This window comes from Pseudomonas nicosulfuronedens, from assembly GCF_005877905.1.
GTDB classification, from domain to species: domain Bacteria; phylum Pseudomonadota; class Gammaproteobacteria; order Pseudomonadales; family Pseudomonadaceae; genus Pseudomonas; species Pseudomonas nicosulfuronedens.
The window spans coordinates 1-26844 of record NZ_SWDV01000011.1; the positions used below are offsets into that span (position 1 = coordinate 1).

Consider the following 26844-nt stretch of genomic DNA (forward strand, 5'->3'; position numbering starts at 1 on the left):
GAGCATCTTCCGCGGGTTCTTGCAGCCTTTAAAAATCGCCCTACCGGGCAACTTTAAACAGTTCGACCATTGAAGAGGTGAATGCGATGCGTATCAGCATCTTTGGTCTTGGGTATGTTGGCGCAGTATGTGCCGGCTGCCTGTCCGCACGAGGCCATGAAGTCGTTGGGGTGGATGTGTCCACCACCAAGATCGATCTGATCAACAATGGGAAGTCGCCCATCGTCGAACCGGGCCTGGAGCCGCTGCTGCAGCAGGGCATCCGTACCGGCCGCCTGTCCGGCACCACCGACTTCAAGAAGGCCGTACTGGACACCGACGTGTCGTTCATCTGCGTCGGTACCCCGAGCAAGAAGAACGGCGACCTGGACCTGGGCTACATCGAGTCCGTCTGCCGCGAGATCGGCTACGCCATCCGCGAGAAGAAAGAGCGTCACACCGTGGTCGTGCGCAGCACCGTGCTGCCGGGCACCGTCAACAACGTGGTGATCCCGATCATCGAGGACTGCTCGGGCAAGAAGGCCGGCGCCGACTTCGGCGTGGGCACCAACCCGGAATTCCTGCGCGAATCCACCGCGATCAAGGACTACGACTTCCCGCCGATGACCGTCATCGGTGAGCTGGACGCCCAGACCGGCGACCTGCTGGAAGAAATCTACCGCGAGCTGGACGCGCCGATCATCCGCAAGACCATCGAGGTCGCGGAGATGATCAAGTACACCTGCAACGTCTGGCATGCCGCCAAGGTCACCTTCGCCAACGAGATCGGCAACATCGCCAAGGCCGTCGGCGTCGATGGCCGCGAAGTGATGGACGTGATCTGCCAGGACCGCAAGCTGAACCTCTCGCGCTACTACATGAAGCCCGGCTTCGCCTTCGGTGGCTCCTGCCTGCCCAAGGACGTACGCGCCCTGACCTACCGCGCCAGCCAGCTGGACATCGAACACCCGATGCTCGGCTCGATCATGCGCAGCAACCAGCACCAGGTACAGAAGGCCTTCGACATCATCGCCGCCCACGGCAGCCGCAAGGTCGGCCTGCTCGGCCTGTCGTTCAAGTCCGGTACCGACGACCTGCGCGAAAGCCCACTGGTGGAACTGGCCGAGATGCTCATCGGCAAGGGCTACGAGTTGCAGATCTTCGACCGCAACGTCGAGTACGCCCGCGTCCATGGCGCGAACAAGGAGTACATCGAATCGAAGATCCCGCACGTCTCCTCGCTGCTGGTCTCGGACCTGGACGCGGTCGTGAAGTCCTCCGACGTCCTGGTGCTGGGCAACGGTGACGAGCTGTTCGTCGACGTGGTGAACAAGGCGCCTGAAGGCAAGAAGGTCGTCGACCTGATCGGCTTCATGCCGAGCGTCAGCGACGAGCGCGCCGAAGGCATCTGCTGGTAAGCGCCACCAGCTCTTCGTAGGAGCGAGCTTGCTCGCGAATGAACTATCCGACAGCACCAGTGTGCCAGGCGGGTTCGCGAGCAAGCTCGCTCCTACAAGAGCCACCCGCCCACCAAGCGACAGACGGATTTCGATGATGGAAACCTACAAACGCGTGATCGGTGAAGCCACCGGCTGGCTGGTCTTCCTCGGCCTGCTGATGCTGCTGGCACTGCTCGTGCCGCCCACCGTATTCGACGCCGAATCCAAGGACTTCCTGCTGCTGATCGGCGCGGTCGGTATCTGGCGCTATTCCATGGGCGGCCTGCACTTCCTGCGCGGCATGCTGTTCCTCTATGGGGTCTACCCGCACTACCGCCGCAAGGTACGCAAGCTCGGCGATGCGGCCGACCCGTCCCACGTGTACCTGATGGTCACCAGTTTCCGTATCGACGCGCTGACCACCTCCATGGTCTATCGCTCGGTCATCGAAGAAGCCATTGCCTGCGGCTACCCCACCACCGTGGTGTGCTCCATCGTCGAGATGTCCGACGAGGTGCTGATCAAGCAGCAGTGGCAGAAGCTCAACCCGCCGGACCACGTCGAACTCGACTTCGTGCGCATCCCCGGCACCGGCAAGCGCGACGGCCTGGCCCACGGCTTCCGCGCCATCTCCCGCCACCTGCCGGACGAGCACGCGGTAGTCGCGGTGATCGATGGCGACACCGTGCTGGAACCTGGCGTGGTCAAGAAGACCGTGCCCTGGTTCAAGCTCTTCCCCAACGTCGGCGGTCTGACCACCAACGAATTCTGCGAAGTGCGCGGCAGCTACATCATGAGCGAGTGGCACAAGCTGCGTTTCGCCCAGCGCCACATCAACATGTGCTCGATGGCCCTGTCCAAGCGCGTACTGACCATGACCGGTCGCATGTCGGTGTTCCGCGCCGCGGTGGTCACCGATCCGGACTTCATCACCGACGTGGAAAGCGATCACCTGGACCACTGGCGCCTGGGCCGCTTCCAGTTCCTTACCGGCGACGACAAGTCCAGCTGGTACAGCCTGATGCGCCTGGGCTACGACACCTTCTACGTGCCGGACGCGGCGATCAACACGGTCGAGCACCCGCCGGAGAAGAGCTTCATCAAGGCCAGCCGCAAGCTGATGTTCCGCTGGTACGGCAACAACCTGCGGCAGAACTCCCGCGCCCTGGCCCTGGGCCCGCAACGCCTGGGCTGGTTCACCAGCGTGGTGCTGTTCGACCAGCGCCTGTCGATGTGGACCTGCCTGCTGGGCCTGGTCGCCGCGATCATCGCCAGCATCAAGTACAGCATCGCCTACCTGCTCATCTACCTGCTGTGGATCGGCATCACTCGCTTCGTGCTGACCCTGCTGCTGTCGCTGTCGGGCCATCACATCGGGCCGGCCTATCCCGCAATTCTTTATTACAACCAGATCGTCGGCGCCCTGGTGAAGATCTACGTGTTCTTCCGCCTCGACCAGCAGTCCTGGACCCGCCAGAACACCAAGCTCGATCGCGGCCTGGCCAGCTTCCAGCGCTGGTTCAACACCTGGTCCTCGCGCGCCATGACCTTTTCCGCGGCCAGCGTTTTCGTCGCCGTACTGCTGACCATCGTCTGAAGGCTCCCTTTAGCCACGCCCCTTTTAGCTACGAACAGGACTCGACCCCATGAATACCGCCGTCAACGTCAATGTCGTGCATGAATCCGAAGCCCAGCGCCAGCACGCACGGGTCAAGCTGCCCGCGCGCATCCGCTACATCGGTGGCAACCGCGAAGGCGTCGATGCGCGCCTGCTGGACCTGTCCGCCGGTGGCTTCGCCTTCAGCACCAGCGGCACGCCGGTGCAGGTCGGCGACCTGCACAAAGGCAAGCTGCTGTTCCAGATCGACAGCATCAGCTTCTCCCTGGAAGTGGAATTCCAGGTGCGCTCCTTCGACCGCGACAGCGGCCGCGTCGGCTGCGAATTCCAGCACCTGAAGCCGCGCGAGATCGCCGCCCTGCGCTACCTGATCACCTCCTACCTGGCCGGTGAAGTGGTCAGCGTGGGCGACATGCTCAACACCCTGCAGCGCGAGAACTTCACCAAGGCCCGCAAGCACGGTGCCGGCTCCGGTGGCATGGGCTTCTTCGGGCGCTTCCGCGCGGTCACCGTGAGCACGGCGATCTTCGTAGTCGGTGTCGGCGCCTTCGCGGTGATCCTCAACCAGATCTACAACCTGTACTTCGTCACCCACGCCGACTCGGGCGTGGTCAGCGTGGCCAACCAGCAGATCACCATGCCCCGCGAAGGCACCGTGGAAAGCCTGGTGGAGCCGGGCGCGGAAGTCGCCAAGGGCGCGCCGATCGCTTCCTTCTCCGCCAACCTGCTGGACCTGCTCAAGGGCAACCTGACCGAAGAACAGCTCAACCCGAGCAACATCGAGAAGCTCTTCGGCCACCAGATGAAGGGCACCCTGACCAGCCCGTGCGACTGCCGCGTGGTCGAGCAGCGCGTCGCCAACGGCCAGTTCGCCAACAAGGGCGACGTGATCTTCACCCTGACCCCGCGCGACAGCACCGCCACCGTCGAGGCGCGCTTCCCCTACCGCAACGCCGCCGAGCTTTCGCCGGGCACCCACGTGAACTTCCAGGTCGCCGGCGACAGCGAAGTGCGCGGCGGCCGCATCCTGCGCACCGCGCCGGTGGACGGTGACCTGTCCTCGGAAATCCGCGTGCAGATCACCCCCGACCAGCCGCTCGACAGCCAGATGGCTGGCCGCCCGACTGAAGTCAGCATCGGCGGCCTGCCAGGCCGCACCCTGCTGAACAAGGCGATGGCCCTGGCCACCGCCCGCTAAGAGGACCGCCCGCATGAATCGACCTGTCTTCCGACACGCCCCGCATCTGGCTCTGGCACTGGCCATCGCCGCAGCCGCCGGTTGCGCCGGCCTGCCCGACCAGCGACTGGCCCAGGAAGCCCTGGAGCGCGGCGACATCGCCACCGCCCAGGCCAACTTCCAGGCCCTGGCGACCCTGGGTTACGCCGACGCACAGGTCGGACTGGCCGACATGCAGGCCGCCACTGGCGACCCTGACGAACAGGCGCGCGCCGAGAAGCTCTACCGCGAAGCCGCCGAAAGCTCCCCACGCGCCCGCGCCCGTCTGGGCAAATGGCTGGCAGCCAAGCCCGGCGGCACCGACGCCGAGCACCGCGAAGCCGAGCAACTGCTGAGCCGCGCCTTCAACGAAGGCGAAGACAGCGCGCTGGTGCCGCTGATCGTCCTCTACCTGCAGTACCCGCAGGCCTGGCCGAACGTGAACCCGCAACAGCGCATCGACCAGTGGCGCGCCCAGGGCCTGCCGCAGGCGGACCTGGCGCAGATCATCCTGTACCGCACCCAGGGCACCTACGACCAGCACCTGAGCGAAGTCGAACAGGTCTGCCAGCGCTGGCTGAACCGCATGGACGTGTGCTGGATGGAACTGGCCACCGTGTACCAGAAGCAGGGCAACGCGGATAAGCAGAAAGCCCATATCGAAGCACTCAAGGCAGGCTGGAAGGCCGGTCGCGTGCCGTCCGAGCGCGTCGAGTCGGTAGCCGGCGTGCTGGCCGACCCGAACATCGGCACCGCCGACCCGCAGGCCGCCCAGGCACTGCTCACCGAGATCGCGCCGACCTACCCGGCCGCCTGGGTCAGCCTGGCCAAGCTGCAATACGACAACCCCGACCTGGGCGACCTGGACCAGATGCTCGACTACCTGAAGAAGGCCCAGGACGCCGCCCAGCCCCGCGCCGAGCTGCTGCTCGGGCGCCTCTACTACGACGGCAAGTGGGCCCCGCAGGAGCCGCAGAAGGCCGAGCAGCACCTGCTCAAGGCCGCCGCCAGCGAGCCCCAGGCGCACTACTACCTGGGCCAGATCTACCGCCGTGGTTTCCTCGGCCAGGTCTACCCGCAGAAAGCCGTGGACCACCTGCTGATCGCCGCCCGTGCCGGCCAGGCTAGCGCCGACATGGCCCTCGCCCAACTCTATTCGCAGGGCCGCGGTGTGCGCCCGAACCTGGTCAATGCCTACGTCTTCGGCGAACTCGCCCAGCGCCAGCAGGTGCCCACCGCCAGCGACCTGATGGCGCAGATCGAACCGCAGATCCAGCCGGCCGACCGCAGCGCCGCGCAACAACTGCTCAAGCGTGAAGAACAGGCTCGCGGCGCCAACTGGCAAGCCACCGTCAGCCTTCTGCAGAACAACCAGGAACAAGAAAATCTATGAAGCGCACCGACCCGATGACCACTCCGCTGTTTGCTCTCGTCGATGGCGTTCAACCGCGTGCTCTGGCTTCTGCTGTTCGCCGCGCCCGCCTGCTCCCCGCCATGCTCGGCGCTAGCCTGAGCCTCGCCGGCACCCTGTTCGGCAGCCTCGCCCACGCGGCGGAAGAGCCACCCAAGAACTTCGGCATCGACATCAAGGTGACCGCCGAATCCGAGGATGACCGAGACCTGGGCACCGCCCACGGCGGCGATCTCAACGGCCTCGGCCTGGACGTGCGCCCCTGGGCCTTCGGCCAATGGGGCGACTGGAGCGCCTACACCATGGGCCAGGCGGTGACCGCCACCGACACCATCCAGACCGACACCCTGCAGGAAGACAACGCCAGCGCCGACGGTGACGACAACAGCGACGACGGCCGCGAGCGCGACGACAGCTACCTGGCCCTGCGCGAATTCTGGGTCGACTATGCCGGCCTTACCCAGTATCCGGGCGAGCACCTGCGCTTCGGTCGCCAGCGTCTGCGCGATGACAGCGGCCAATGGCAGGACACCAACATCGAAGCGCTGAACTGGACCTTCGACACCACCCTGCTGCGCGCCCACGCCGGCGTCGCCCAGCGCTTCTCCGAATACCGTACCGACCTCACCGAGCTGGCCCCGGAAGACAAGGACCGTACCCACTTCTTCGGCGACATCTCCACGCAATGGGCACCCAACCACTGGGTCGGTCTGCGCCTGCACCACGCCGACGACAGTGGCCACCTGAAGGACCCGGGCGAAGAGATCGACTCGCTCGACAAGACCTACACCGGTGACCTCACCTGGGTGGGGATCGAAGCCACCGGCGACGCCTACAACTACCGCTCGCAGATGCCGCTCAACTACTGGGCCAGCGCGACCTGGCTGACCGGCAACCGCGACCGCCTGACCAGCACCACCGTCGGCGACGACCGCATCGCCACCGGCAAGCAGAGTGGCGACGTCAACGCCTACGGCGTCGACCTGGGCCTGCGCTGGAACATCGACGAACAGTGGAAGACCGGTATCGGCTACGCCCGTGGCAGTGGCGGCGGCAAGGACGGCGAGGACCAGTTCCAGCAGACCGGCCTGGAAAGCAACCGCTCCAACTTCACCGGCACCCGCTCGCGCGTGCACCGCTTCGGCGAGGCCTTCCGCGGCGAACTCTCGAACCTCCAGGACGCCACCCTGTTCGGCTCCTGGCAGCTGCGCGAGGACTATGACGCGAGCCTGGTGTACCACAAGTTCTGGCGCGTGGACGGCGACTCCGACATCGGCAACAGCGGCATCACCGCGCCGATGGTCAACGACTCGAAAGACGTCGGCCAGGAAGTCGACCTGGTCGTCACCAAGTACTTCAAGCAGGGCCTGCTGCCGGCCTCGATGAGCCAGGCGATCGACGAGCCGTCGGCACTGATCCGCTTCCGCGGCGGCGTGTTCAAGCCCGGCGACGCCTACGGCAGCCACGTCGACTCGACCATGCACCACGCCTTCGTCGATGTGATCTGGCGCTTCTGAGGACTGTAGCGATGACCCTCCACCACTTACCCACGCTCGCTTTCCGCCGTACCCGGCGCGTTGTCGCGTGCCCGGTGGAGGCCCGCGCGCAAGGAGAAACGGCCATGAACCGCCACCCGTTACACGCCCTGCCGCTGACCGCGCTGCTGCTCGGCGGCCTGCTCAGCGCCGGCGCGCCGGCCTGGGCGGCGCAGCCCGCGGCCAAGGCCGCGACCAGCATCGCCAAGGATGCTCAAGGCAACTCCGCCGAACAGCACCCGGCCACCGAACCCGGCCACACCCAGACGCTGAAGGAGTCCGGCAACTACACCGTCACCGCCGCCCCCAGCGAACCGCTGCACCTGGAGCCGCCCAAGCTGCCCGACCTCTCCGGCTACACCGCCGAGGAGGTAGAGAAGAAGATCGAGCGCAACAAGCGCGGCCAAGCCCGCGTTGAACGCATGGTCCAGCAGCAGCCTCTGAAAGAATTCACCGGCGGCAAGAACCGCCTCGCCGAGTGGGTGAAACGCCAGCGCCAGATGCCCCAGGCAATCTTCATCGACGGCGGCTACGTGAACCTCGCGGAACTGGCCGGCAAGTTGCCCAAGACGGCCCTGGAACAGACCGAGCCGGGCGTGTTCATCGCCCGCCTGCCCATCGTCGTCAGCCAGGGCGCAACCCTGGAGATCGACGGCAAGGTCAAGGAACTGCGCCTGTCCCAGGATCGCGGCTCGTTCCTGGTCAACGACGGCAAGCTGTTCGTGCGTGACACCAAGGTCACCGCCTGGAACGAGGCGAAGCAGGAACCGGCCTGGTACAAGACGCCCAACGAATTCCGCCCCTTCCTGATCTCCTGGGGTGGCGCCGAGGCCTACCTGGTGAACAGCCATTTCACCAGTTTCGGTTACAACGCTTCCAAGGCCTACGGCATCTCCATCTCGCAGTACAGCCCGGGCATGGACAAGACCATGAAGCGCCCGCGCCCCAAAGGCTGGGTGATCGGCTCGACCTTCGAGGACGCCTGGTACGGCTTCTATTGCTATGAGGCCGACGACCTGGTGGTGCGCGGCAACACCTACAAGAACAACATCGTCTACGGCATCGACCCGCATGACCGCTCGCACCGTCTGGTCATCGCCGAGAATACCGTCTACGGGACGAAGAAGAAGCACGGCATCATCGTTTCCCGTGAGGTCAACGACAGCTGGATCATCCACAACAAGACCTACGACAACCACCTTTCCGGGATCGTCCTGGACCGTAATTCCGAGCGCAACCTGGTGGCCTACAACGAGGTGTACCGCAACCACTCCGACGGCATCACGCTCTACGAGTCCGGCGACAACCTCATCTACGGCAACCAGGTGCTGGCCAACCTGCGCCACGGCATCCGCATCCGTAACAGCGTGAACATCCGCCTGTACGAGAACCTCGCAGCGGGCAACAAGCTGATCGGCGTCTACGGCCACATCAAGGACCTCACCGACACCGACCGCAACATCGACCTCGACCCCTTCGACACCAAGGTCTCGCTGATCGTGGTCGGCGGCAAGCTGGCCGGCAATGGCTCGGGCCCGCTGTCGGTGGACTCGCCGCTGTCGCTGGAGCTCTACAAGGTGGCCATGCTCGGCCCGACCAAATCTTCCGGCATCAGCTTCAACGGCGTGCTTGGCGAGAAGCAGGACCAGATCCTGGACCTGCTGGTGCGCCAGCAACGCGCGGTGCTGATCGACCCCGTCGAAAGCCAGGCCGAACTGCAGAACTGAGGACCGACCATGAAACGTATGACTGTCAATTTCCTGCGCCTGTCGGGCCTCACTGCGGCTCTGCTCATCGCGCAGCAGGCCGGCGCCGCCGACGCCCCGAGCTACACCGCGCAACCGGCCGCCGGCCTGTGCCCCACCGCCTCCAACGACGCGGCGTACAACACCAAGTACCTGGGCTTCTTCACCCACCTGGTGCCGGCCCAGGAAGATTGGCTGTTCCGCACCACCTACGACCTGCGCACCGACTTCGGCACCAGCGCCGAAGGCTGGCGCGAGCTCAAGCAACTGCGCGACGAACTCAAGCGCAAGGGCATCGACCTCGTCGTGGTCTACCAGCCCACGCGTGGCCTGGTGAACCGCGAGAAGCTCAACCCGCAGGAGAAAGCCAGCTTCAACTACGACCTGGCGAAAAAGAACTACCAGGCGGCCATCGCCCAGTTCCGCAAGGCCGGCATCTACACCCCCGACTTCTCCCCGCTGTTCGACGAGAAGCAGGAGCACCCGTACTACTTCAAGGGCGACCACCACTGGACCCCGTACGGCGCCATGCGCAGCGCGAAGATCGTGGCCCAGACCCTGAAGGAAATCCCCGCCTACAACGACATTCCGAAGAAGGAATTCGAGAGCAAGCGCGTGGGCCTGCTGTCCAAGCTGGGCACCTTCCACAAGGCCGCCGCGCAACTGTGCGGCAGCAGCTACGCACCGCAGTACGTCGACCGCTTCGAGACCGAGCCGGTGGGCGATTCGGGCGGCGGCGACCTGTTCGGTGAAGGCGGCGATGCCCAGGTTGCGCTGGTGGGTACGTCCAACAGCGGCCCGGCGTACAACTTCGCCGGCTTCCTGGAGCAGTACGGCAAGGTCGACATCCTCAACAACGCCGTGTCCGGCGGCGGCTTCGACAGCTCCCTGCTGGCCTACATGACCAGCAAGGAATTCCACGACAAGCCGCCGAAGATCCTCATCTGGGAATTCGCCACCCACTACGACATGGCGCAGAAGAGTTTCTACCGCCAGGCCATGCCGCTGGTGGACAACGGCTGCGCCGACGGCAAACCGGCCATCAGCCGCAAGGTCAAGCTGCACGCGGGCAGCAACGAGGTGCTGCTCAACAGCGGCGCCCTGCCGATCCGTTCGGGCAGCTACACCGCCGACGTCACCTACTCCGACCCCGGCGTGCACGAGCTCAAGAACACCATCTGGTACATGAACGGTCGTCGCGAGCAGCTGAAGATCGAGCAGTCCAAGGCCGTGGATACCGGCGGACGCTACGTCTTCGAGCTGCGCAACGACGAAGACTGGTCGAACCAGCAGTTCCTCTCCCTGGAGATCGAGGCGCCGGACGACATGCCGGCGGGCCTGGAAGTCGAGGCCAAGCTCTGTCAGACGCCCAAAGCCAAGTCGGCCGACGTGGCCGCCAACTGAAGCGAGGGACGAATACCATGCCCAGCCTCCACAAGATCAAGACGCCCGTCGTCGCCCGCATCGGCCTGACCATCGCGGTGCTCGGCGCACTGTTCGGCGAAAGCACCACCTACGCCGCCGACCTGATGCCGCCGCCGGGCTACTTCTCCGCCGTCGGTGAGAAAGGCAGCAAGAAGGATGCGGACAGCTGCCCCACCGCGCCCACGCCGTACACCGGCAGCCTGCAATTCACCAGCAAGTACAAGGGTTCGGACTCGGCACGCGCCACCTTCAATGCGGAGGCGGACAAGGAGTTCCGCACCCAGATCAAGGACATCACCGACATGGAGCGCGGCGCCACCAAGCTCATCACCCAGTACATGCGCAGCGGCAACAAGGGCGACCTTGATTGCGCGATGAGCTGGCTGGATTCGTGGGCAAAAGCCGGCGCGCTGGAGAGCACTGACTTCAACCACACCGGCAAGTCCATGCGCAAATGGGCGCTGGGCAGCCTGTCGTCCTCCTACATGCGCCTGAAGTTCTCCAGCAGCCGGCCGCTGGCCGCCTATGGCGAGCAGTCGAAGGAGATCGAGAACTGGTTCAGCACCCTGGGCAGCCAGGTGGTGCGCGACTGGAGCGACCTGCCGCTGAAGAAGATCAACAACCACTCCTACTGGGCCGCGTGGTCCGTGATGTCCACTGCCGTGGTGACCAACCGCCGCGACCTGTTCGACTGGTCGGTACAGGAGTTCAAGGTCGCCGCCAACCAGGTGGACAACGACGGCTACCTGCCCAACGAACTCAAGCGCCGCCAGCGCGCCCTCTCCTACCACAACTACTCGCTGCCGCCGCTGACCATGATCGCCGCCTTCGCCCAGGTGAACGGCGTCGACCTGCGCCAGGAAAACAACGGTGCCCTGCAGCGCCTGGCCAACCGTGTGATGCAAGGCGTGGACGACCAGGACGCGTTCGACCAGAAGACCGGCAACGACCAGGACATGGCCGACCTGAAGGAGAACAGCAAGTTCGCCTGGCTGGAACCCTACTGCGCGCTCTACAGCTGCGCGCCCAAGACCCAGGACTGGAAGAAGAAGATGGAGCCGTTCAACAGCTTCCGCCTGGGGGGTGAAGTGACCAAGGTTTTCAACCGTCAGGGGGCGGGGAGCTGAAGACGCACCAGTCCCCGTAGGGCGCATGACCGCTTGCGGTAATGCGCCGGAGAGCCTGGCACGAACCTCGGCGGATAACGCTTCGCGTCATTCGGCCGGCGACCTGTAGGAGCGAGCTTGCTCGCGAACAGTGTCTCCGAGAGCTCCAGCGCCGAGCGGTTCGCGAGCAAGCTCGCTCCTACAAAGAGCTACCCATCCCGCACACGCGGGGCACGGCACCACCACCCGACCCACGCAAAAAAGACGCGGGCGGGCGCAACAGATTAAGCACCACCAGGGGAGGAATTGGCGGGTTGCCCCGGCCTTTCCTCAGGGCGTCGAGAAGACGCCGGAAGGTCCGGAGCCACTCAAGGTTTGAAGCTCCAGAGAGAGACGCGGAATGGTCTTTTCTTCCAACGTGTTCCTGTTCCTGTTCCTGCCGGTTTTCCTCGGCCTGTACTACCTGAGCGGGAACCGCTACCGGAACCTTCTGTTGCTGGTCGCCAGCTACATTTTCTACGCCTGGTGGCGGGTGGACTTCCTCCTGCTGTTCGCCGGCGTCACCGTGTTCAACTACTGGATCGGCCTGCGCATCGGCGCCGCCGGCGTACGCACCAAGGCCGCCCAGCGCTGGCTGCTGCTGGGCGTGGTGGTCGACCTGTGCGTCCTGGGCTACTTCAAGTACGCCAACTTTGGCGTCGACAGCCTCAACGAGATCATCACCTCGTTCGGCATGCAGCCCTTCGTGCTGACCCACATCCTGCTGCCCATCGGCATCAGCTTCTACACCTTCGAGTCGATCAGCTACATCATCGACGTGTACCGCGGCGACACCCCGGCCACGCACAACCTGATCGACTTCGCGGCCTTCGTGGCAATCTTCCCGCACCTGATCGCCGGCCCCGTGCTGCGCTTCAAGGACCTGGTGGACCAGTTCAACCACCGCACCCACACCGTCGACAAGTTCGCCGAAGGCTGCACCCGCTTCATGCAGGGCTTCGTCAAGAAGGTGTTCATCGCCGACACCCTGGCCGCGGTGGCCGACCACTGCTTCGCCTTGCAGGACCCCACCACCGGCGACGCCTGGCTCGGCGCGCTGGCCTACACCGCGCAGCTGTACTTCGACTTCTCCGGCTACAGCGACATGGCCATCGGCCTGGGCCTGATGATGGGCTTCCGCTTCATGGAGAACTTCAACCAGCCCTACATCAGCCAGTCCATCACCGAGTTCTGGCGGCGCTGGCACATCAGCCTCTCCACCTGGCTGCGCGACTACCTGTACATCAGCCTGGGCGGCAACCGCGGCACCACCTTCCAGACCTACCGCAACCTGTTCCTCACCATGCTGCTGGGCGGCCTGTGGCACGGCGCCAACGTCACCTACATCCTCTGGGGCGCCTGGCACGGCGTGTGGCTGGCCATCGAGCGTGCACTGGGCGTGAATGCCGCGCCGCGCGTGCTCAATCCGCTGAAGTGGGTTTTCACCTTCCTGCTGGTGATCGTCGGCTGGGTGATCTTCCGCGCCGAGAACCTGCACGTGGCCTGGCGCATGTACGCCGCCATGTTCAGTTTCGGCGACTGGCAGCTCTCCGAGCTCAACCGCGCCAGCCTCACCGGCCTGCAGGTCGGCACCCTGGTGATCGCCTACCTCGTGCTCGCCTACTTCGGCCTGCGCCAGTTCTATAACCAGCCGATGCAGAGCAAGGCACCCAAGGCCGCTGCGAAGACCGAACAGATCGACGCCGACGGCCCGGCGAGCGCCCAGCCGCGCACCCCGGCCATGGCCCAGCAGGACCCGGCGGCCATTGCCTATTCGCCCAGCGGCGCCGCCGTCTACCAGCCGCACTGGATGACCCAGCTGCCGCTGCTGGCCACCCGCGTCGCCCTGCTCCTGCTCTTCGCCGCCTCGGTGCTCAAGCTCTCTGCGCAGAGCTACTCGCCGTTCCTCTACTTCCAGTTCTGAGCGAGGCAACCATGTCAGTAGAAACCAAGAGAATCGCCAGGCCCCTTCAGTACGCCTACATCGCCGCCTTCGGCGGGATGCTGCTGGGCCTTGCCGGCTGGTCGCTGAAGGCCTTCCCCAGCTTCTCCGCCGCCGAGGGCACCACGGTGCTCAACGGCAAGCTGGCGCACGCCTTTGAAGGCCATTACGACGACGAATTCCCCATCAAGCGCCTGGGCACCAATCTCTGGGCCGCGCTGGACTACACCGTTTTCGACGAAGGCCGACCCGGCGTGGTGATCGGCAAGGACGGCTGGCTGTTCACCGATGAAGAGTTCAAGCCGGCCCCCACCCAGCAGCAACTCGACGACAACTGGGCACTGGTGCGTGGCGTGCAGCAGGAATTGGAACGCCGCGGCGTAAAGCTGGTGCTGGCCATTATTCCGGCCAAGACACGCCTGTATCCCGAGTACGTCGGCAAGGAGCAGCCGGCAGCCCTGCACGCCTCGCTCTACACCGACTTCCTGCAGCGCGCTCGCCAGGCCGGCATGGCCGCGCCCGAGCTGCTGGAAACGATGGAAAAGGCCAAGGACAACGGCCAGGTCTTCCTGCGCACCGACACCCACTGGACCCCGCTGGGCGCCGAAGCCGTGGCCCAGCGCCTGGGCGAAAGCATCCGTGCAGGCCAGGGCGCCAACCTGCCGACCCAGAGTTTCGTCACCGAGGCCGGCAAGAGCGGCGCACACAAGGGCGATCTGCTGACCTTCCTGCCCCTGGACCCGCTGTTCACCAACCTGCTGCCCGAAGAAGACCAGCTGCAGCAGCGCCAGACCCACCCGGCCGAGGAAGCCGCCGCCAGCGACGACAGCGCCGGCGGTGGCGACCTGTTCGGCGACAGCGCCCAGCCGCAGGTTGCTCTGGTCGGCACCAGCTACAGCGCCAACCCGCGCTGGAACTTCGCCGGCGCGCTGAAACAGGCGCTCTCGGCGGACGTCATCAACTACGCCAAGGAGGGCAAGGGCCCTCTGGAACCGATGCTCGAACTCCTGCAGGACGAAGGTTTCAAGAAGGCGCCGGCCAAGCTGCTGGTGTGGGAATTCCCCGAACGCTACCTGCCGATGCACAGCGACCTGAGCCAGTTCAACCAGGACTGGGTGGCGCAACTGCGTGCGGACGGTAACCGCGACGAACGCCTGGCTTCCAACCAGGCAGCCGCTCAGTGATCCCAAGAACCCACGGCGCAATGAGCGCTGAACAGGGCACCTCCCGTGCCCACACGAGAGAGAAGACGGAGGTACACCCCATGAACCGACTCAACTTTAACCGAGTGAGCATTCGCACCCTGAAGTCGTCCGCCCTGGCCATCGCCCTGGGCGCCGCCTCCTTCGGCGCCTTCGCCGGTGGTGAAGGCGCGCTGTACGGCCCGCAGGCACCCAAGGGCTCTTCCTTCGTGCGGGCCTACAACGCCGGCAGCGGCGAGCTGTCCGTCAGCGTCGGCAATGCCACACTCAACGACATTACCCCGCAGGGCTCCAGTGACTTCAAGTTCCTCCCGCCGGGCAACTACACCGCCAAGGTCGGCTCCCAGAGCCTGCCGGTGAAACTCGATCCGGACGCCTACTACACCCTCGTCAGCCAACCCGGCGGCCAGCCACGCCTGGTGCCCGAGCCGCCGTTCAAGAACAAGCAGAAGGCCCTGGTCCGCGTACAGAACCTCAGCGGCAAGGCCCTCACCCTGAAGACCGCCGATGGCAAGACCGAAGTAGTCAGCAACGTCGCCCCGCAGAGCCACGGCGACCGCGAGATCAACCCGGTGAAAGTCAACCTGGCGCTGTTCGACGGCGCGAAGAAGGTCAGCGACCTCAAGCCCGTCACCCTCGAGCGCGGCGAAGTGGTCTGCCTCTACGTCACCGGTGACAGCAAGCTGAACCCGGTATGGGTCAAGCGCCCGGTGAAGGCGGACTGAGCAAGTCGGCGATGACGTGCCAGCGCGTACCGCCCGCCCTCTCCCTAACCCTGGCTGCGCGCCCCGCTCCGAAGGGCGAGGGGACTGGATTGGCGCAGGTGGAAACCATGGCATCAGCCGGCACGAAGAACTCCCTCTCCCTTCAGGGAGAGGGCTGGGGAGAGGGCGCTCTGCCCCGTTCCCGACCCGATATGCAAAACAACAAGACCGGCCCCACACCGGCAGCAGGACCCGTGCGCCGCTACGACGGCAAGCACAGGAGAGGTCACCCAAACCGCACGCCGGCCCGCATGACGTGGCCCGGCAGACAGAACGCAAACGCTTTAGGAGAAACCCGATGATCCCAGTAATCCTTTCCGGTGGTAGCGGCTCGCGACTCTGGCCTCTTTCGCGCAAACAGTATCCCAAGCAGTTCCTGGCCCTGACCGGCGAGCACACGCTGTTCCAGCAGACCCTGGAGCGCCTGGTGTTCGAAGGCATGGAGCCGCCGGTGGTGGTGAGCAACCAGGAACACCGTTTCATTGTCCAGGAACAGCTCGAAGCGCTGAGCCTGAAGACCCAGTCCATCCTGCTCGAACCCTTCGGCCGCAATACCGCCCCGGCGGTCGCCATCGCCGCCATGAAGCTCATGGCCGAAGGCCGTGACGAACTGCTGCTGATCCTCCCGGCCGACCACGTGATCGAAGACCAGCGTGCCTTCCAGCGTGCCCTGGCACTGGCCACCAACGCCGCCGAAAAGGGTGAGATGGTGCTCTTCGGCGTGCCCGCCGATCGCCCGGAAACCGGCTACGGCTACATCAAGTCCGGCGACGAGCGCGGCCTGCCGGACGGCGTCATCCGCGTCGAGCGCTTCGTCGAGAAACCCGATGAAGCCCGTGCCCAGCAATTCGTCGAGGAAGGCGGCTACTTCTGGAACAGCGGCATGTTCCTGTTCCGCGCCAGCCGCTTCCTCGAAGAGCTGAAAAAGCACGACGCCGACATCTACGACACCTGCCTGCTCGCCCTGGAGCGCAGCCAGCACGACGGCGACCTGATCAACATCGACGCCGCCACCTTCGAGTGCTGCCCGGACAACTCCATCGACTACGCCGTGATGGAAAAGACCCGTCGCGCCTGCGTGGTCCCCCTGGCCGCCGGCTGGAACGATGTTGGTAGCTGGTCGTCGATCTGGGAAGTCCACGACAAGGACGTCAATGGCAACGTCACCATGGGCGACGTGGTGGTGCATGACAGCCACAACTGCCTGGTTCACGGCAACGGCAAGCTGGTGTCCGTGGTCGGCCTGGAAGACATCGTGGTGGTCGAGACCAAGGACGCCATGATGATCGCCCACAAGGACCACGTGCAGGACGTCAAGAAGGTGGTCAACCAGCTCGATGCCGCCGGCCGCAGCGAGACCCAGAACCACTGCCAGGTCTACCGTCCGTGGGGCTCCTACGACTCGGTGGACATGGGCGGCCGCTTCCAGGTCAAGCACATCACCGTCAAGCCGGGCGCACGCCTGTCGCTGCAGATGCACCACCACCGCGCCGAGCACTGGATCGTCGTCTCCGGCACCGCCCAGGTGACCTGTGACGACAATACCTTCCTGCTCACCGAGAACCAGTCCACCTACATCCCGATCGCCTCGGTGCACCGCCTGGCCAACCCGGGCAAGATCCCGCTGGAGATCATCGAAGTGCAGTCGGGCAGCTACCTGGGCGAAGACGACATCGAGCGTCTGGAAGATGTCTACGGTCGTACCACCGAAAACGTCGAAGTACAGGCGGTAGTGCGCTGAACTGAGGGTCACTGGACCTGGCGCTTCCCCCATCGGCGCCGACGCCCCCGCACCTTATGGTGCGGGGGCTTTTTTATGCCCGCCGGCTCCGATGGCACCCGTAAGGCGCATATCTCGCCAGCGTTATCCGCCGTGGTCGGGCTGGCAGCACAACAGATGTGACAACTATCTGTAGGAGCGAGCTTGCTCGCGAACCGCAACCTGCCGACCTCCCCGGCGAGCGCTTGCGTAGGATGGGGCGAGCAGCGTTCCGCGAGCTTGCGATACCCATGCTGCCGGTGCGCGGGAATCGATGGGTATCGCTGCGCTCCACGCCATCCTACGTTCTTGCTCCGCCTTGGCTCCGGCGAGGCAAAACTCGCTCCGACAAAGAGCGGCGTCAGCCCATCGCGACGAAGCTCCTGCTAAGGTATCCACACATCCCCCACGGAGCGCTCCATGCTGTACGGCATCCTGCTGATCGTCACCTGGATCATCCTGCTGATCCGCTATCCCTCCCGCGCCCTGCCGATCTCCGGCGCCGGCCTGGTCGGGCTGGCCTGTGTGATTGCCATCGCCATCTGGCAGGACAACAGCGACGACCGACAGCTCGAACACCTGGAGCTGCGCATCGCCTACCAGCCCGACCAGTGCCCTCCCGGCCGCCCGCTGGCCGTCAGCCTGAAGAACGGCGCCAATCGCCCGCTGCTGGAACTGCGCTGGAAAGTCGCCGCCTACCGTCCCGGCGATACCACCGACCTCGCCGAGAACCTCTACGAAGCCCCGCGCTATCGCGGCCCCGGTGCGCTGCTCGCCGGCGACAGCTGGAGCGACTGCCTGCCGCTGCCGCCGCTGCGCCCCGGCTACCGTGCCAGCACCCTGGAATTCCGCGCCGAGCGGGTGAACGGTCGATTCGGCAACTGATTCACCTGCCCCGCACAATCCGGTACGGTAGTCCCGCCCACAGCCCAAGGACTGCCCCACCATGCCCCAGCCCGTCGCCCTCATCACCGGTTGCTCCAGCGGTATCGGCCGCGCCCTCGCCGATGCCTTCCAGGCCGCCGGTTACCAGGTCTGGGCCACCGCCCGCCGCGACGAAGACGTCGCCGCCCTTGGCCAGTCGGGTTTGCGTGGCGTGCTGCTGGACGTCAACGACGAGCCCGCCGTCGAGCGCCTCGCCGAGCTGCTGCAACGCGAAGCCGGGGGCCTCGATGTGCTGATCAACAACGCCGGCTACGGTGCCATGGGTCCGCTGCTGGATGGCGGCAGCCAGGCGATCCGCCGACAGTTCGAAACCAACGTGTTCGCCGTGGTCGGCGTCACCCGCGCACTGTTCCCGGCGCTGCGCACACGGCGCGGGTTGGTGGTGAACATCGGCAGCGTGTCCGGTGTGCTGGTGACGCCCTTCGCCGGCGCCTACTGCGCATCGAAAGCGGCGGTGCATGCGCTGAACGACGCCCTGCGCCTGGAGTTGGCGCCCTTCGGCATCGAGGTGATGGAAGTCCAGCCCGGCGCCATCGCCTCCAACTTCGGCGCCAACGCCAGCCGCGAGATGGCCGCGGTGGTCAGCGAGGACTCCGCCTGGTGGCCGTTGCGCCAGTTCATCCAGGCACGCGCCGCCGCCTCCCAGGACAAACCCACGCCAGCCAGCGACTTCGCCCGCGCGCTGCTGGCCGCCGCACAGAAGTCCCCGCGCCCGCGCCTGGTGCGCATTGGCAACGGCAGCCGAGCCCTGCCGCTGCTCTCGCGCTGGCTGCCCACTGGCCTGCTGGACAAGGTGCTGAAGAAGCGCTTTGGCCTCAACGGTGCGCTATGAAGCACTTCCTCTTTCGCATCAGCCGCATCCTCCTGCCGTTCCTCCTGCTGCAACTGGCCGTAGCCATCGGCGTGACGGCGTACCGGGGCGAGCTGAGCGCAGCGGCCCTGTGCGAGACCACGATCTACGTCGGCTTCGCCTGCTGCGCGCTGGCCGCGCTGATGCTCAAGGGCAGCCATGACAGTGCCGGCCTGCTGCGCAATCGCGAGGTGATGAACGCTGCCGCCACCTCGACTCGTCTGTGGCACGGCCTGATGGCCGATCTCGCCGACGGCCGCGCCTTCGCCGTCACACTGATGACCAGCAGCGCGCTGCTGTTTACCGGCGCCTACTTGCTGAAGGGGGTCTGATGACTAACCCGGTCCGCTACCTCGCCCTCGCCGGCATCCTCGCCGCCTTCTTCCTCAACGTGGTGGCGCGCGGGCTGCTACGGGTCGGCGGCGTGCCAGCGACCTTGCTGGTAGCAGCCGTGATTGCCGCCGCCATGGCCTTCTGGTTCGCCCGCCGGCACAAGCGGCTGGCGGAAATCGGCGAACGCTGGCGGCTGACTGCGCTGTACGGCGGCGGGCTGGCAGTGCTCTACGCCATCCTCGTCGGCATGGCCGCTTGGAAGAACACACCGAGCCCGGCGGCGCTGCTGATCTACGCGCTGAACTACCTGTGCTATCCGCTGTGCGTCTGGTGGTTCTTCCGCCCCGGCGTGCTTGCGCGCTTCCTGCCTGCCGGCCGGCGCTGAGCAGGCTTCACGCTTTCTTCACCTGCTTTTCATTCGGGCACAACCGGCCTCCACCTAAGGTGACGCGGACCTTAGAGGAGTTCCCATGTCCCTGCCTTCGATTTTCCGTGGCGTCATCGCCGCTGCTCTGCTGGGCACTGCGCTGCAGAGCATCATCCCCCTCGCCCAGGCCGCTGGCGAGACGCCGGCCGACTGGGCCAAACCGGTGGACAAGTCGTTCAACCTCTACCAGATGTCGCCGACCCTCTACCGCAGTGCCCTGCCCGCCAGCGCCAACGTGCCCGAGCTGCAGCGCCTGCGGGTGAAGACCGTGGTGAGCTTCATCAAGGACGACGACCGCGAATGGATCGGCCAGCACGATTTGGAGGCGGTGAGCTTCCCGACCCACGCCGACCGCGTCGATGACGCCGACGTGCTGAAGGTCCTGCGCATCCTGCAGAGCGCCGAGCAGAACGGTCCGGTGCTGATGCACTGCAAGCACGGGCGCGACCGCACCGGCCTGTTTGCCGCCATGTACCGCACCGTGGTCCAGGGCTGGAGCAAGGACGACGCGCTCAAGGAGATGACCCAGGGCGGCTACGGCACCGAAGATGACATGACCGACGCCATCGCCTACGTGCAGAAGGCCGACATTGGCCAGCTGCAACAGGCCCTGGCCAGCGGCGAGTGCAGCACCTCGGCCTTCGCCGGCTGCCAGCTCAAGGGCTGGCTGGCGGACACTTTCGGTGAGGAAAGCGTGCTGCACCCGGCGCACTGATCGGCGCATCTGTCACACCGTCATGGCAAGAGTGCGCTAACGTGGGCGCACTCCCACCGTTGCACAGGCACGCCATGACCAGCTCCCGCTTCAGCGCCGTCACCCACACCCGCTACATCGACCACGCCGGCCTGGATGCCTTCTGCGCCGACTACGACGGTTTCCTGCTCGACCTCTGGGGCGTGCTGATCGACGGTGTCGACGTCTTCCCCGGCGCCCTCGACTGGCTGGCCCGCCGCGCCGCCGAGGGCAAGCCGGTGTGGTTCCTGAGCAACGCCTCGCGCAGCGTCCCGGAAATGGCCGACACCCTGGTGCGCCTGGGCGTCTCCCGCGAGCTGTTCGCCGGCATCACCACCTCCGGCCAGCTGGCCATCGATGCCTTCACCCATGAACGGGAATTCCAGCGCGGCGGCATCTACACCGTTGGCGTGGGCGATGCGCTGACCACCTGGCCGGCGGAGATTCGCCAGCGTTTCTGCGATGACATCCACGCCGCGTCGGTGATCCTCGGCGTCGGCAGCTTTCCGCAGGACGAACTGGAAGAGCGCTTCGCTCCGTTGCGCGGCGCCACCGACAAGCCCTTCCTCTGCGCCAACCCCGACCGCGTGGTGGTTTCCGGGGGCCAGACGGTATTCGGCGCCGGCCGCCTAGCCGAGGCCTTCGCCGAGGAGGGCGGCAAGGTTCACTGGTACGGCAAGCCCGATCCATCGGCGTTCCGTATCGCCCAGCGGCAGCTGGAAGCACGCGGAGCGAAGCACATCCTGTTCGTCGGCGACTCGCTGGTGACCGACGTCCCCGGCGCGCTGGCCGCGCGTATCGACACCCTGTGGCTGGCGTCCACCGGCATTCACCGCCAGGCGCTGGGCGTGCCCTTCAACGGCGAACTGGACCCGAAAAAGACCAATGCGCTGCTCGACGGCTACCCAGTTCGTCCGCACTTTGCCGCGCCGGGGCTGGTCTGATTTCAGGACAATCGCCTGAGTTCGCCCCCCATGAACGAGCTGATCGACCTGCTGCAATGGCCAGCCATGCTGGTCACCGTCCTCGCCGCCTGGCTGGTCGGTTCCCGTGACCGGAAACGGCGCAAGGTCGGCTTCTGGGTATTCCTCGCCAGCAACGCGCTGTGGATTGCCTGGGGGATTCCGGCCCAGGCCTATGCGCTGGTGCTGCTGCAGTTGTGCCTGGCGGCGATGAATATTCGCGGCAGCTACAAGAACCGGCTGCAGCAGGACGGCTGAGCTCCAGCGGCCGTTTCCACTGCGCAATCCGGACGTTCCGATGAGCATCCGGGAAAGCAGGCGTTGCCCTGTCGGCCAGGCAGCTGTTCGAATGCGCCATCGCCCCTGGCGCATCGATCGATGGGTTGTTCCATGAAGCTATTTCCGGGTATTCGCCCACTCTCCCGCACGCGCGGCTGGCGCGATGTCCTTTCCGGCGTGTCGCTGGCCGCCATGGATATCCCGCAGTTGCTGGGTTACGCCCGGATTGCCGGGATGCCCGCGGTGGTCGGCCTCTACACCGCCCTGCTGCCGCTGGTGGCTTTCGCGCTGTTCGGCGCCTCGCGCCATCTGGTAGTGGCCGCGGACTCGGCGACCGCCACCATCTTTTCCAGCCGACTGTCCGGCATCGCTCCCGGTGGCAGCGCCGAATACCTGGCGTTGGCCGCCGGGGTGGCATTGCTGACGGCCGGCATGCTGCTCATTGCACGGCTGTTGAAGCTGGGCTTCCTCGCTGACTTCCTCTCACGCACCGTGCTAACCGGCTTTCTTGCCGGCGTCGGCGTGCAGGTCGCTCTGGCGATGGGGGGCGATCTGCTCGGCATCGAGGTAACGGCCCGCGACAGCGTTCACCAGGCGCTCTACCTGGCAAGCCACCTGCTGCAGGCCCACGGCCCGACCCTCGCGCTATCCCTGTCGCTGATCGTCATCCTGCTGGCGGCCAAACGCTGGGGCCCGCGCCTTCCCATTCCGCTGCTGGTGCTGGTGGGCTGCATCGCCGCCAGCGCCCGCTTCGACCTCGCCGGCCACGGCATTACCGTGCTCGGCCCCATCGCTGGCGGGCTACCTTCGCTGGTCCTGCCGCGACTGGCGTGGCAGCAATGGCTCGACCTGCTGCCCATCGCCTTCGCCTGCTTCGTGATGATCATCGCCCAGGCCTCGGCCGCCAGCCGGGTGTTCGCTGACCGTTACCAGGAACACGACGACCAGAACGCGAACATCCTGGGGTTGGCCGCCGCCAACGCCGCCGCGGCGGTGAGCGGTGCCTTCGTGGTCAACGGCAGCCCGACCCAGACCGCCATGGCCGACCAGGCGGGCGCCCGCAGCCAGTTGGCGCAGCTGGGCTTCGCCGCCGTGGTGGCGCTGGTCCTGCTGTTCTTCAGCGACTGGCTGCAGTACCTGCCGCACTGCGTGCTGGCCGCCGTAGTCTTCACCATCGGTCTCGGGCTGATCGACCTGAAGGCGCTGCGGGCGATGCGTCCGGAAAGCCCCACCGAGTTCCGCATGGCCCTGGTCACCGCCGCCACCGTGGTCCTGGTGGGTGTCGAGCAGGGCATCCTGCTGGCCATGGCGCTGTCGTTGCTGCACCACGTCCGCCACAGCTACCGGCCCCACAGCCAGATGCTCGAACCGGGCCCGCAGGGCCGCTGGCTGGCCCGGCCGGTGGAGTACGGGCAAGTGACCTCGCCGGGGCTGATCGTCTATCGCTTCGGCGCCGACCTGTTCTACGCCAACGAAAACCTCTTCACCCAGCAGGTCAACCAACTGGTCGACCACGCCCCCGGCGAGTTGACCTGGTTCGTCATCGATGCCGGGGCCATCACCAGCCTGGATTACTCGGCGGCCAGGGCGCTGGGCGAGCTGTGCCAGCGCTTGCAGGACAAAGGCATCCAGCTGGTGTTCGGGCGAGTCAACGACTACCTGCGCCAGGACCTGGAGCGGCACGGCATCACCGCCCTGGTTCCGCCGCAACACATTCTGCCGACCCTGCACGAGGCGTTGGCGCTGGCCGGCGTACAGCCACAACTGGGCTGATGCCCACTAACGAAAACGGGAGCCGAGGCTCCCGTTTTCATGCATCCGATCCGATCACTGCGCCGCCGCAGCCGCGCCATCGGAGTGTTCCGCGTTGCGGCTCTCCGGGTTGACGATCACGGTAGCGGTAATGCCCGCCGCCAGCAGCACGCCCTCCGGCACTTCGTCGATGTGGATGCGCACCGGCACGCGCTGGGCCAGGCGCACCCAGTTGAAGGTCGGGTTCACGTCAGCCACCAGCTCGCGGCTCTCGGGATTGTCGCGGTCGTAGATGGCGCGGGCGATACTCTCGACGTGGCCCTTCAGGCGCTCGCCGCTCATCAGTTGCAGCTCGGCCGGGTCACCGACACGGATGTGAGGCAGCTTGGTCTCTTCGAAGTAGCCGTAGATCCAGTAGGAGTTCTCGTCGACCACGGCCATCTTCGCCTCGCCCACGCGGGCGTAGTCGCCACGGTGCACGTTGAGGTTGGTCACGTAGCCGTCCACCGAGGCGCGCACCTGGGTGCGCTCCAGGTTCAGCTTGGCGGCGTCCAGCGCGGCCAGCGCCTGCTGGTAGTCGGCCTCGGAGGCGGCTGCGGTGTTGCTGGCGTCGTCCAGGCTCTCGCGGGAGACCACTTCCTCGTCCATCGCACGGCGACGCTTGGCGTTGAGCTGGCGCATCTGCAGGGTGGCCTTGCGCGAGGCGACCAGGGCTTCGGCCTGTTTCACGGCGATCTGGTAGTGGTCCGGGTCGATCTGCATCAGCAGGTCGCCCTTCTTCACCTGCTGGTTGTCGCGCACCGGCACGTCGACCACCACGCCGGAGACGTCGGCGGCGACGTTGATGATGTCGGCGCGCACCCGGCCGTCGCGGGTCCAGGGCGTATCCATGTAGTTCACCCAGAGGGCGCGGCCGATCAACGCGGCGACCGCCAGGATGATCAGGGTCGCCAGCAGGCTGATGATGGATTTGAGAGTCATGGGTGCACGCTCGTTACTTATAGATAGTGAGAGACAGGCCGCCAAACAGGCAGGCAAACAGGCACACGCGGAACAGCGCCGGGTGCCAGGTGAAGCGGTACAGGCCGATGGAGGCGAGGATGCGGTCGATGCCCCAGCACAGCAGTGCGGCGACGAGGAACATCAGGGTCAGGGTCGGCATGTAGACCCCGTGGAACGCGATCTCGCGGGGCAGGTCAGGCAACATGGGTGGTTCTTCCAGAAGAGGTTTCGCCATCGCGCAACGGCGACTGCGGGTCGAGCAGGCTGCTACGGATGAAGTGCAGATAACTGAGTACGCGGCGCAGCGGCGAGCTTTCGAAGTCCGGAGCGCGCGGCTCGTCAGTGGTCTTCACGCAGTCGATTGCCTGCTCCACGGCGGCCAGGGCGCGCTCGCGGCTGGCTTCGCACGGTTTGACGAACAGGCGGATCAGCGCGCGGCCCATGCTGCGGATCGACTGCCGCCAGGGCGTCGACTCGGCGTAGCAGGATTCGGCCGGCAGGTTCTCCTGCTCGACACGCAGCTCGATGATCGAATGGCCGATCTCCAGCACGACAAAGGTCCAGCGCAGCAAGCGGCGTTGCATCTGCGGGCTGCGCGCGGCGACTCCGTACGCCTGGTTGAGCAGGTCGCGGGTGCCACTCTCGAAGGACGAAACCAGGCCGTCGAGCTTGCCGCTGATGGCTTCCACCACGCGCAAGCGCAGGTCCTTCTCCAGGCGGCGCCACAGCCAGGCACTGGTCGGCGGCATGATCACCGCGGCGACCACCGCGGCCAGGCTCTGCGACAGCACCAGGGCGATGTACTCGTTGAGCATGCGGCCCGGATCGTAGACGGTGAGGTTCGCCGGGATCGCGCCGAAGCTGAAGAACACCAGCAGGCCCAGGCCGTAGCCGGCGTACTTGGGCTTGATCGAGAAGAACGCGCCCACCGCGAATACCGGTGCCAGGGCGAACGCCAGCAGGGCGAAGCCGTCCAGGTGCGGGAACACGAAGAAGGTTTCCGAGAAACCGAGGATCGCCGCGAAGAAGGTGCCCACGGCCATCTGCATGGCCATCTTCGCCGGGTCCGGCGCGGCCGAGACCAGCGCAGCGACGGCGGCGGCGTTGAGCACGAAGGTGCTGCCGCTGGGCCAGGCGGTCTCGATCCAGAACAGGCCGAACACCAGCACCATCAGCGCGGTGCGGCCGCCGGCCACGAGCGAGGCGACCAGGTTGGCCTTGGGCGAGAAGCCGTGCTTCCAGTTCTCCCGCTCGTGCTTGTGCGCAGCCAGGGAAGCGTGGGTCAGGGCGTAGTTGTAGAGGTCGTCGGCCAGGCGGTAGAGCAGCTCGCCGGCGGTGTTGTAGTCCAGCAGCGCGGAGGGCTCGTCCTGCACCGCGAGGAGTTGCGCACGGCCGGAACGGATGCACTGCATCATCCGCGTGCGGTGGCTTTCCAGCTGTCCGGCGAGGCGCTCGGCGTCACGGTCGGTGACCGACTGGCCGCGCCACGGAGCGAGCACCTGGGTCAGCTCGTCCAGGCACGGTTGCAGGGCGCTCAGCACGGCCTCGGCCTCCTGCGCACGCAGGCGCGAGAGCAGCTGGTGCAGCGCGTGGTAACGGGTGGTGAGGACCATGAACTCGTTGTTCAGGCGCGACAGGCGGCCGGAACGCAGGCGCATGTGCGGGTCTTCGAAACGGGTAACGCTGCGCAGCGCTTCCAGGCCCACGGCCTGGGAGGCGAAGGCCACGTTCGCCGCCTCGAACTTCGGCCGCTCACCGCCGCCGAGGTTATCCAGGACGAAGCCGGCGAAAGCGCCGAAACGCTGGTACAGCGCGCTGCGCATGGCGGTGCTGGAGGTCTGCGGGAACAGCGTGGCGCTGACCACCATGGAGCAGAGAATCCCCAGGCTGATTTCCAGCACCCGCCAGATGGCCGACATGAATGCGGCTTCCGGGTGCAGGGTGGCGGGCAGGCCGATCAGCGTGGCGGTGTAGCCGGCGAGGACGCACGCGTAGGAGCGGAAGTCGCGGTAGCGCGCGGCACCGACGGTGCACAGGCCGATCCACAGCGCCGACACGAGCAGGAACAGCTCGCGCTGCTGGGCGAAGATGGCGATCAGCGCAACCATCACGGAGAGGCCGACCAAGCTGCCGAGAATCCGGTAGAAGCTCTTGGCGAACACCTGGCCGCTCTGCGGCTGCATGACGATGAACACGGTGATGGTCGCCGTGCTCGGCTGCGGTAGTTCGAGGCGCATCGCCAACCAGAGGGTCAGCAACGCGGCGAGCAGCACCTTGGCGATGTAGATCCAGGTAATGCCGTCACTGCGGCCCCACTCCAGCAGCGCGCGACGCAGGGCGTCCAGCGGTGCCGGGTGGGCGCTGAAGTCGTTCGCCGCCAT

General features: G+C 66.0%; 23 protein-coding genes. 20 read left to right on the forward strand and 3 right to left on the reverse strand.

All coding sequences use genetic code 11. The annotated features are described in order from the left end of the window. The first annotated feature begins 86 nt into the window (after positions 1–86). The 20 genes from algD to FAS41_RS10755 all read left to right on the forward strand — a co-directional run bounded on the left by algD (position 87) and on the right by FAS41_RS10755 (position 23482). Positions 87–1397, forward strand: coding sequence for a GDP-mannose 6-dehydrogenase (gene algD, locus FAS41_RS10660; RefSeq protein WP_138521976.1), 1311 nt, complete (start codon positions 87–89; stop codon positions 1395–1397). Positions 1398–1530: 133 nt separating this feature from the next. Next, positions 1531–3015 carry a mannuronan synthase gene (gene alg8, locus FAS41_RS10665; protein ID WP_138521978.1) on the forward strand — a complete coding sequence of 495 codons (1485 nt, stop codon included), beginning with the start codon at positions 1531–1533 and terminating at the stop codon, positions 3013–3015. A gap of 49 nt (positions 3016–3064) precedes the next feature. Then, positions 3065–4234: an alginate biosynthesis protein Alg44 gene (locus FAS41_RS10670; protein WP_138521980.1), complete on the forward strand. Its 1170-nt coding sequence runs from the start codon at positions 3065–3067 to the stop codon at positions 4232–4234. Positions 4235–4247: 13 nt separating this feature from the next. Continuing rightward, complete coding sequence (gene algK, locus FAS41_RS10675) at positions 4248–5645, forward strand: alginate biosynthesis TPR repeat lipoprotein AlgK (protein ID WP_138521982.1); 1398 nt, start codon at positions 4248–4250, stop codon at positions 5643–5645. Between the two features lie 101 nt (positions 5646–5746). After that, a complete protein-coding gene (locus FAS41_RS10680; RefSeq protein WP_138522376.1) occupies positions 5747–7180 on the forward strand; it encodes an alginate export family protein in 1434 nt (477 codons plus the stop codon). Positions 7181–7284: 104 nt separating this feature from the next. Further along, a complete protein-coding gene (gene algG / locus FAS41_RS10685) occupies positions 7285–8925 on the forward strand; it encodes a mannuronan 5-epimerase AlgG (protein WP_138521984.1) in 1641 nt (546 codons plus the stop codon). 9 nt (positions 8926–8934) lie between these two features. Beyond that, on the forward strand, positions 8935–10347 hold the full coding sequence (locus FAS41_RS10690) for an alginate O-acetyltransferase (RefSeq protein WP_138521986.1): 1413 nt from the start codon (positions 8935–8937) through the stop codon (positions 10345–10347). A gap of 35 nt (positions 10348–10382) precedes the next feature. Then, positions 10383–11495: a mannuronate-specific alginate lyase gene (locus tag FAS41_RS10695; protein ID WP_138522378.1), complete on the forward strand. Its 1113-nt coding sequence runs from the start codon at positions 10383–10385 to the stop codon at positions 11493–11495. Between the two features lie 379 nt (positions 11496–11874). After that, entirely contained in the window at positions 11875–13437 is a 1563-nt protein-coding gene (locus tag FAS41_RS10700; RefSeq protein WP_138521988.1) for an MBOAT family O-acyltransferase, read from the forward strand. Between the two features lie 11 nt (positions 13438–13448). Beyond that, the gene (locus FAS41_RS10705) at positions 13449–14639 is read left to right on the forward strand and encodes an alginate O-acetyltransferase (RefSeq protein ID WP_138521990.1); all 1191 of its coding nucleotides are present in this window, start codon (positions 13449–13451) and stop codon (positions 14637–14639) included. 80 nt (positions 14640–14719) lie between these two features. Next, entirely contained in the window at positions 14720–15382 is a 663-nt protein-coding gene (gene algF, locus FAS41_RS10710) for an alginate O-acetyltransferase AlgF (RefSeq protein ID WP_138521992.1), read from the forward strand. Positions 15383–15719: 337 nt separating this feature from the next. Further along, positions 15720–17162: a mannose-1-phosphate guanylyltransferase/mannose-6-phosphate isomerase gene (locus FAS41_RS10715; RefSeq protein WP_138521994.1), complete on the forward strand. Its 1443-nt coding sequence runs from the start codon at positions 15720–15722 to the stop codon at positions 17160–17162. 438 nt (positions 17163–17600) lie between these two features. Next, complete coding sequence (locus FAS41_RS10720; RefSeq protein WP_138521996.1) at positions 17601–18065, forward strand: multidrug transporter; 465 nt, start codon at positions 17601–17603, stop codon at positions 18063–18065. Between the two features lie 61 nt (positions 18066–18126). After that, complete coding sequence (locus tag FAS41_RS10725) at positions 18127–18957, forward strand: SDR family oxidoreductase (RefSeq protein WP_138521998.1); 831 nt, start codon at positions 18127–18129, stop codon at positions 18955–18957. Beyond that, positions 18954–19307, forward strand: a complete 354-nt coding sequence (locus tag FAS41_RS10730; RefSeq protein ID WP_138522000.1) for a hypothetical protein — start codon at positions 18954–18956, stop codon at positions 19305–19307. The genes FAS41_RS10725 and FAS41_RS10730 overlap by 4 nt, the downstream gene beginning before the upstream one ends. Further along, positions 19307–19693: a hypothetical protein gene (locus tag FAS41_RS10735; protein WP_138522002.1), complete on the forward strand. Its 387-nt coding sequence runs from the start codon at positions 19307–19309 to the stop codon at positions 19691–19693. Before FAS41_RS10730 ends, FAS41_RS10735 begins: the two co-directional genes overlap by 1 nt. Positions 19694–19778: 85 nt before the next feature. Then, positions 19779–20450 (forward strand): tyrosine-protein phosphatase, encoded by a 672-nt coding sequence (locus FAS41_RS10740; RefSeq protein ID WP_138522004.1) that lies wholly within the window; start codon positions 19779–19781, stop codon positions 20448–20450. Between the two features lie 74 nt (positions 20451–20524). Continuing rightward, positions 20525–21412 (forward strand): TIGR01459 family HAD-type hydrolase, encoded by an 888-nt coding sequence (locus tag FAS41_RS10745; RefSeq protein WP_138522006.1) that lies wholly within the window; start codon positions 20525–20527, stop codon positions 21410–21412. A 30-nt stretch (positions 21413–21442) separates the two neighbouring features. Continuing rightward, entirely contained in the window at positions 21443–21688 is a 246-nt protein-coding gene (locus tag FAS41_RS10750) for a hypothetical protein (RefSeq protein WP_138522008.1), read from the forward strand. A 132-nt stretch (positions 21689–21820) separates the two neighbouring features. After that, positions 21821–23482 (forward strand): SulP family inorganic anion transporter, encoded by a 1662-nt coding sequence (locus FAS41_RS10755; protein WP_138522010.1) that lies wholly within the window; start codon positions 21821–21823, stop codon positions 23480–23482. Positions 23483–23536: 54 nt separating this feature from the next. On the opposite strand, the gene FAS41_RS10760 is transcribed toward FAS41_RS10755, so the two are convergent. Genes FAS41_RS10760 through FAS41_RS10770 form a run of 3 tightly spaced genes read right to left on the reverse strand, consistent with a single transcriptional unit; the run spans position 23537 to position 26844 of the window. Continuing rightward, positions 23537–24442, reverse strand: coding sequence for an efflux RND transporter periplasmic adaptor subunit (locus tag FAS41_RS10760; RefSeq protein ID WP_138522012.1), 906 nt, complete (start codon positions 24440–24442; stop codon positions 23537–23539). A 13-nt stretch (positions 24443–24455) separates the two neighbouring features. Next, positions 24456–24656, reverse strand: coding sequence for a DUF1656 domain-containing protein (locus FAS41_RS10765; RefSeq protein WP_138522380.1), 201 nt, complete (start codon positions 24654–24656; stop codon positions 24456–24458). 1 nt (position 24657) lies between these two features. Further along, complete coding sequence (locus FAS41_RS10770; protein WP_138522014.1) at positions 24658–26844, reverse strand: FUSC family protein; 2187 nt, start codon at positions 26842–26844, stop codon at positions 24658–24660.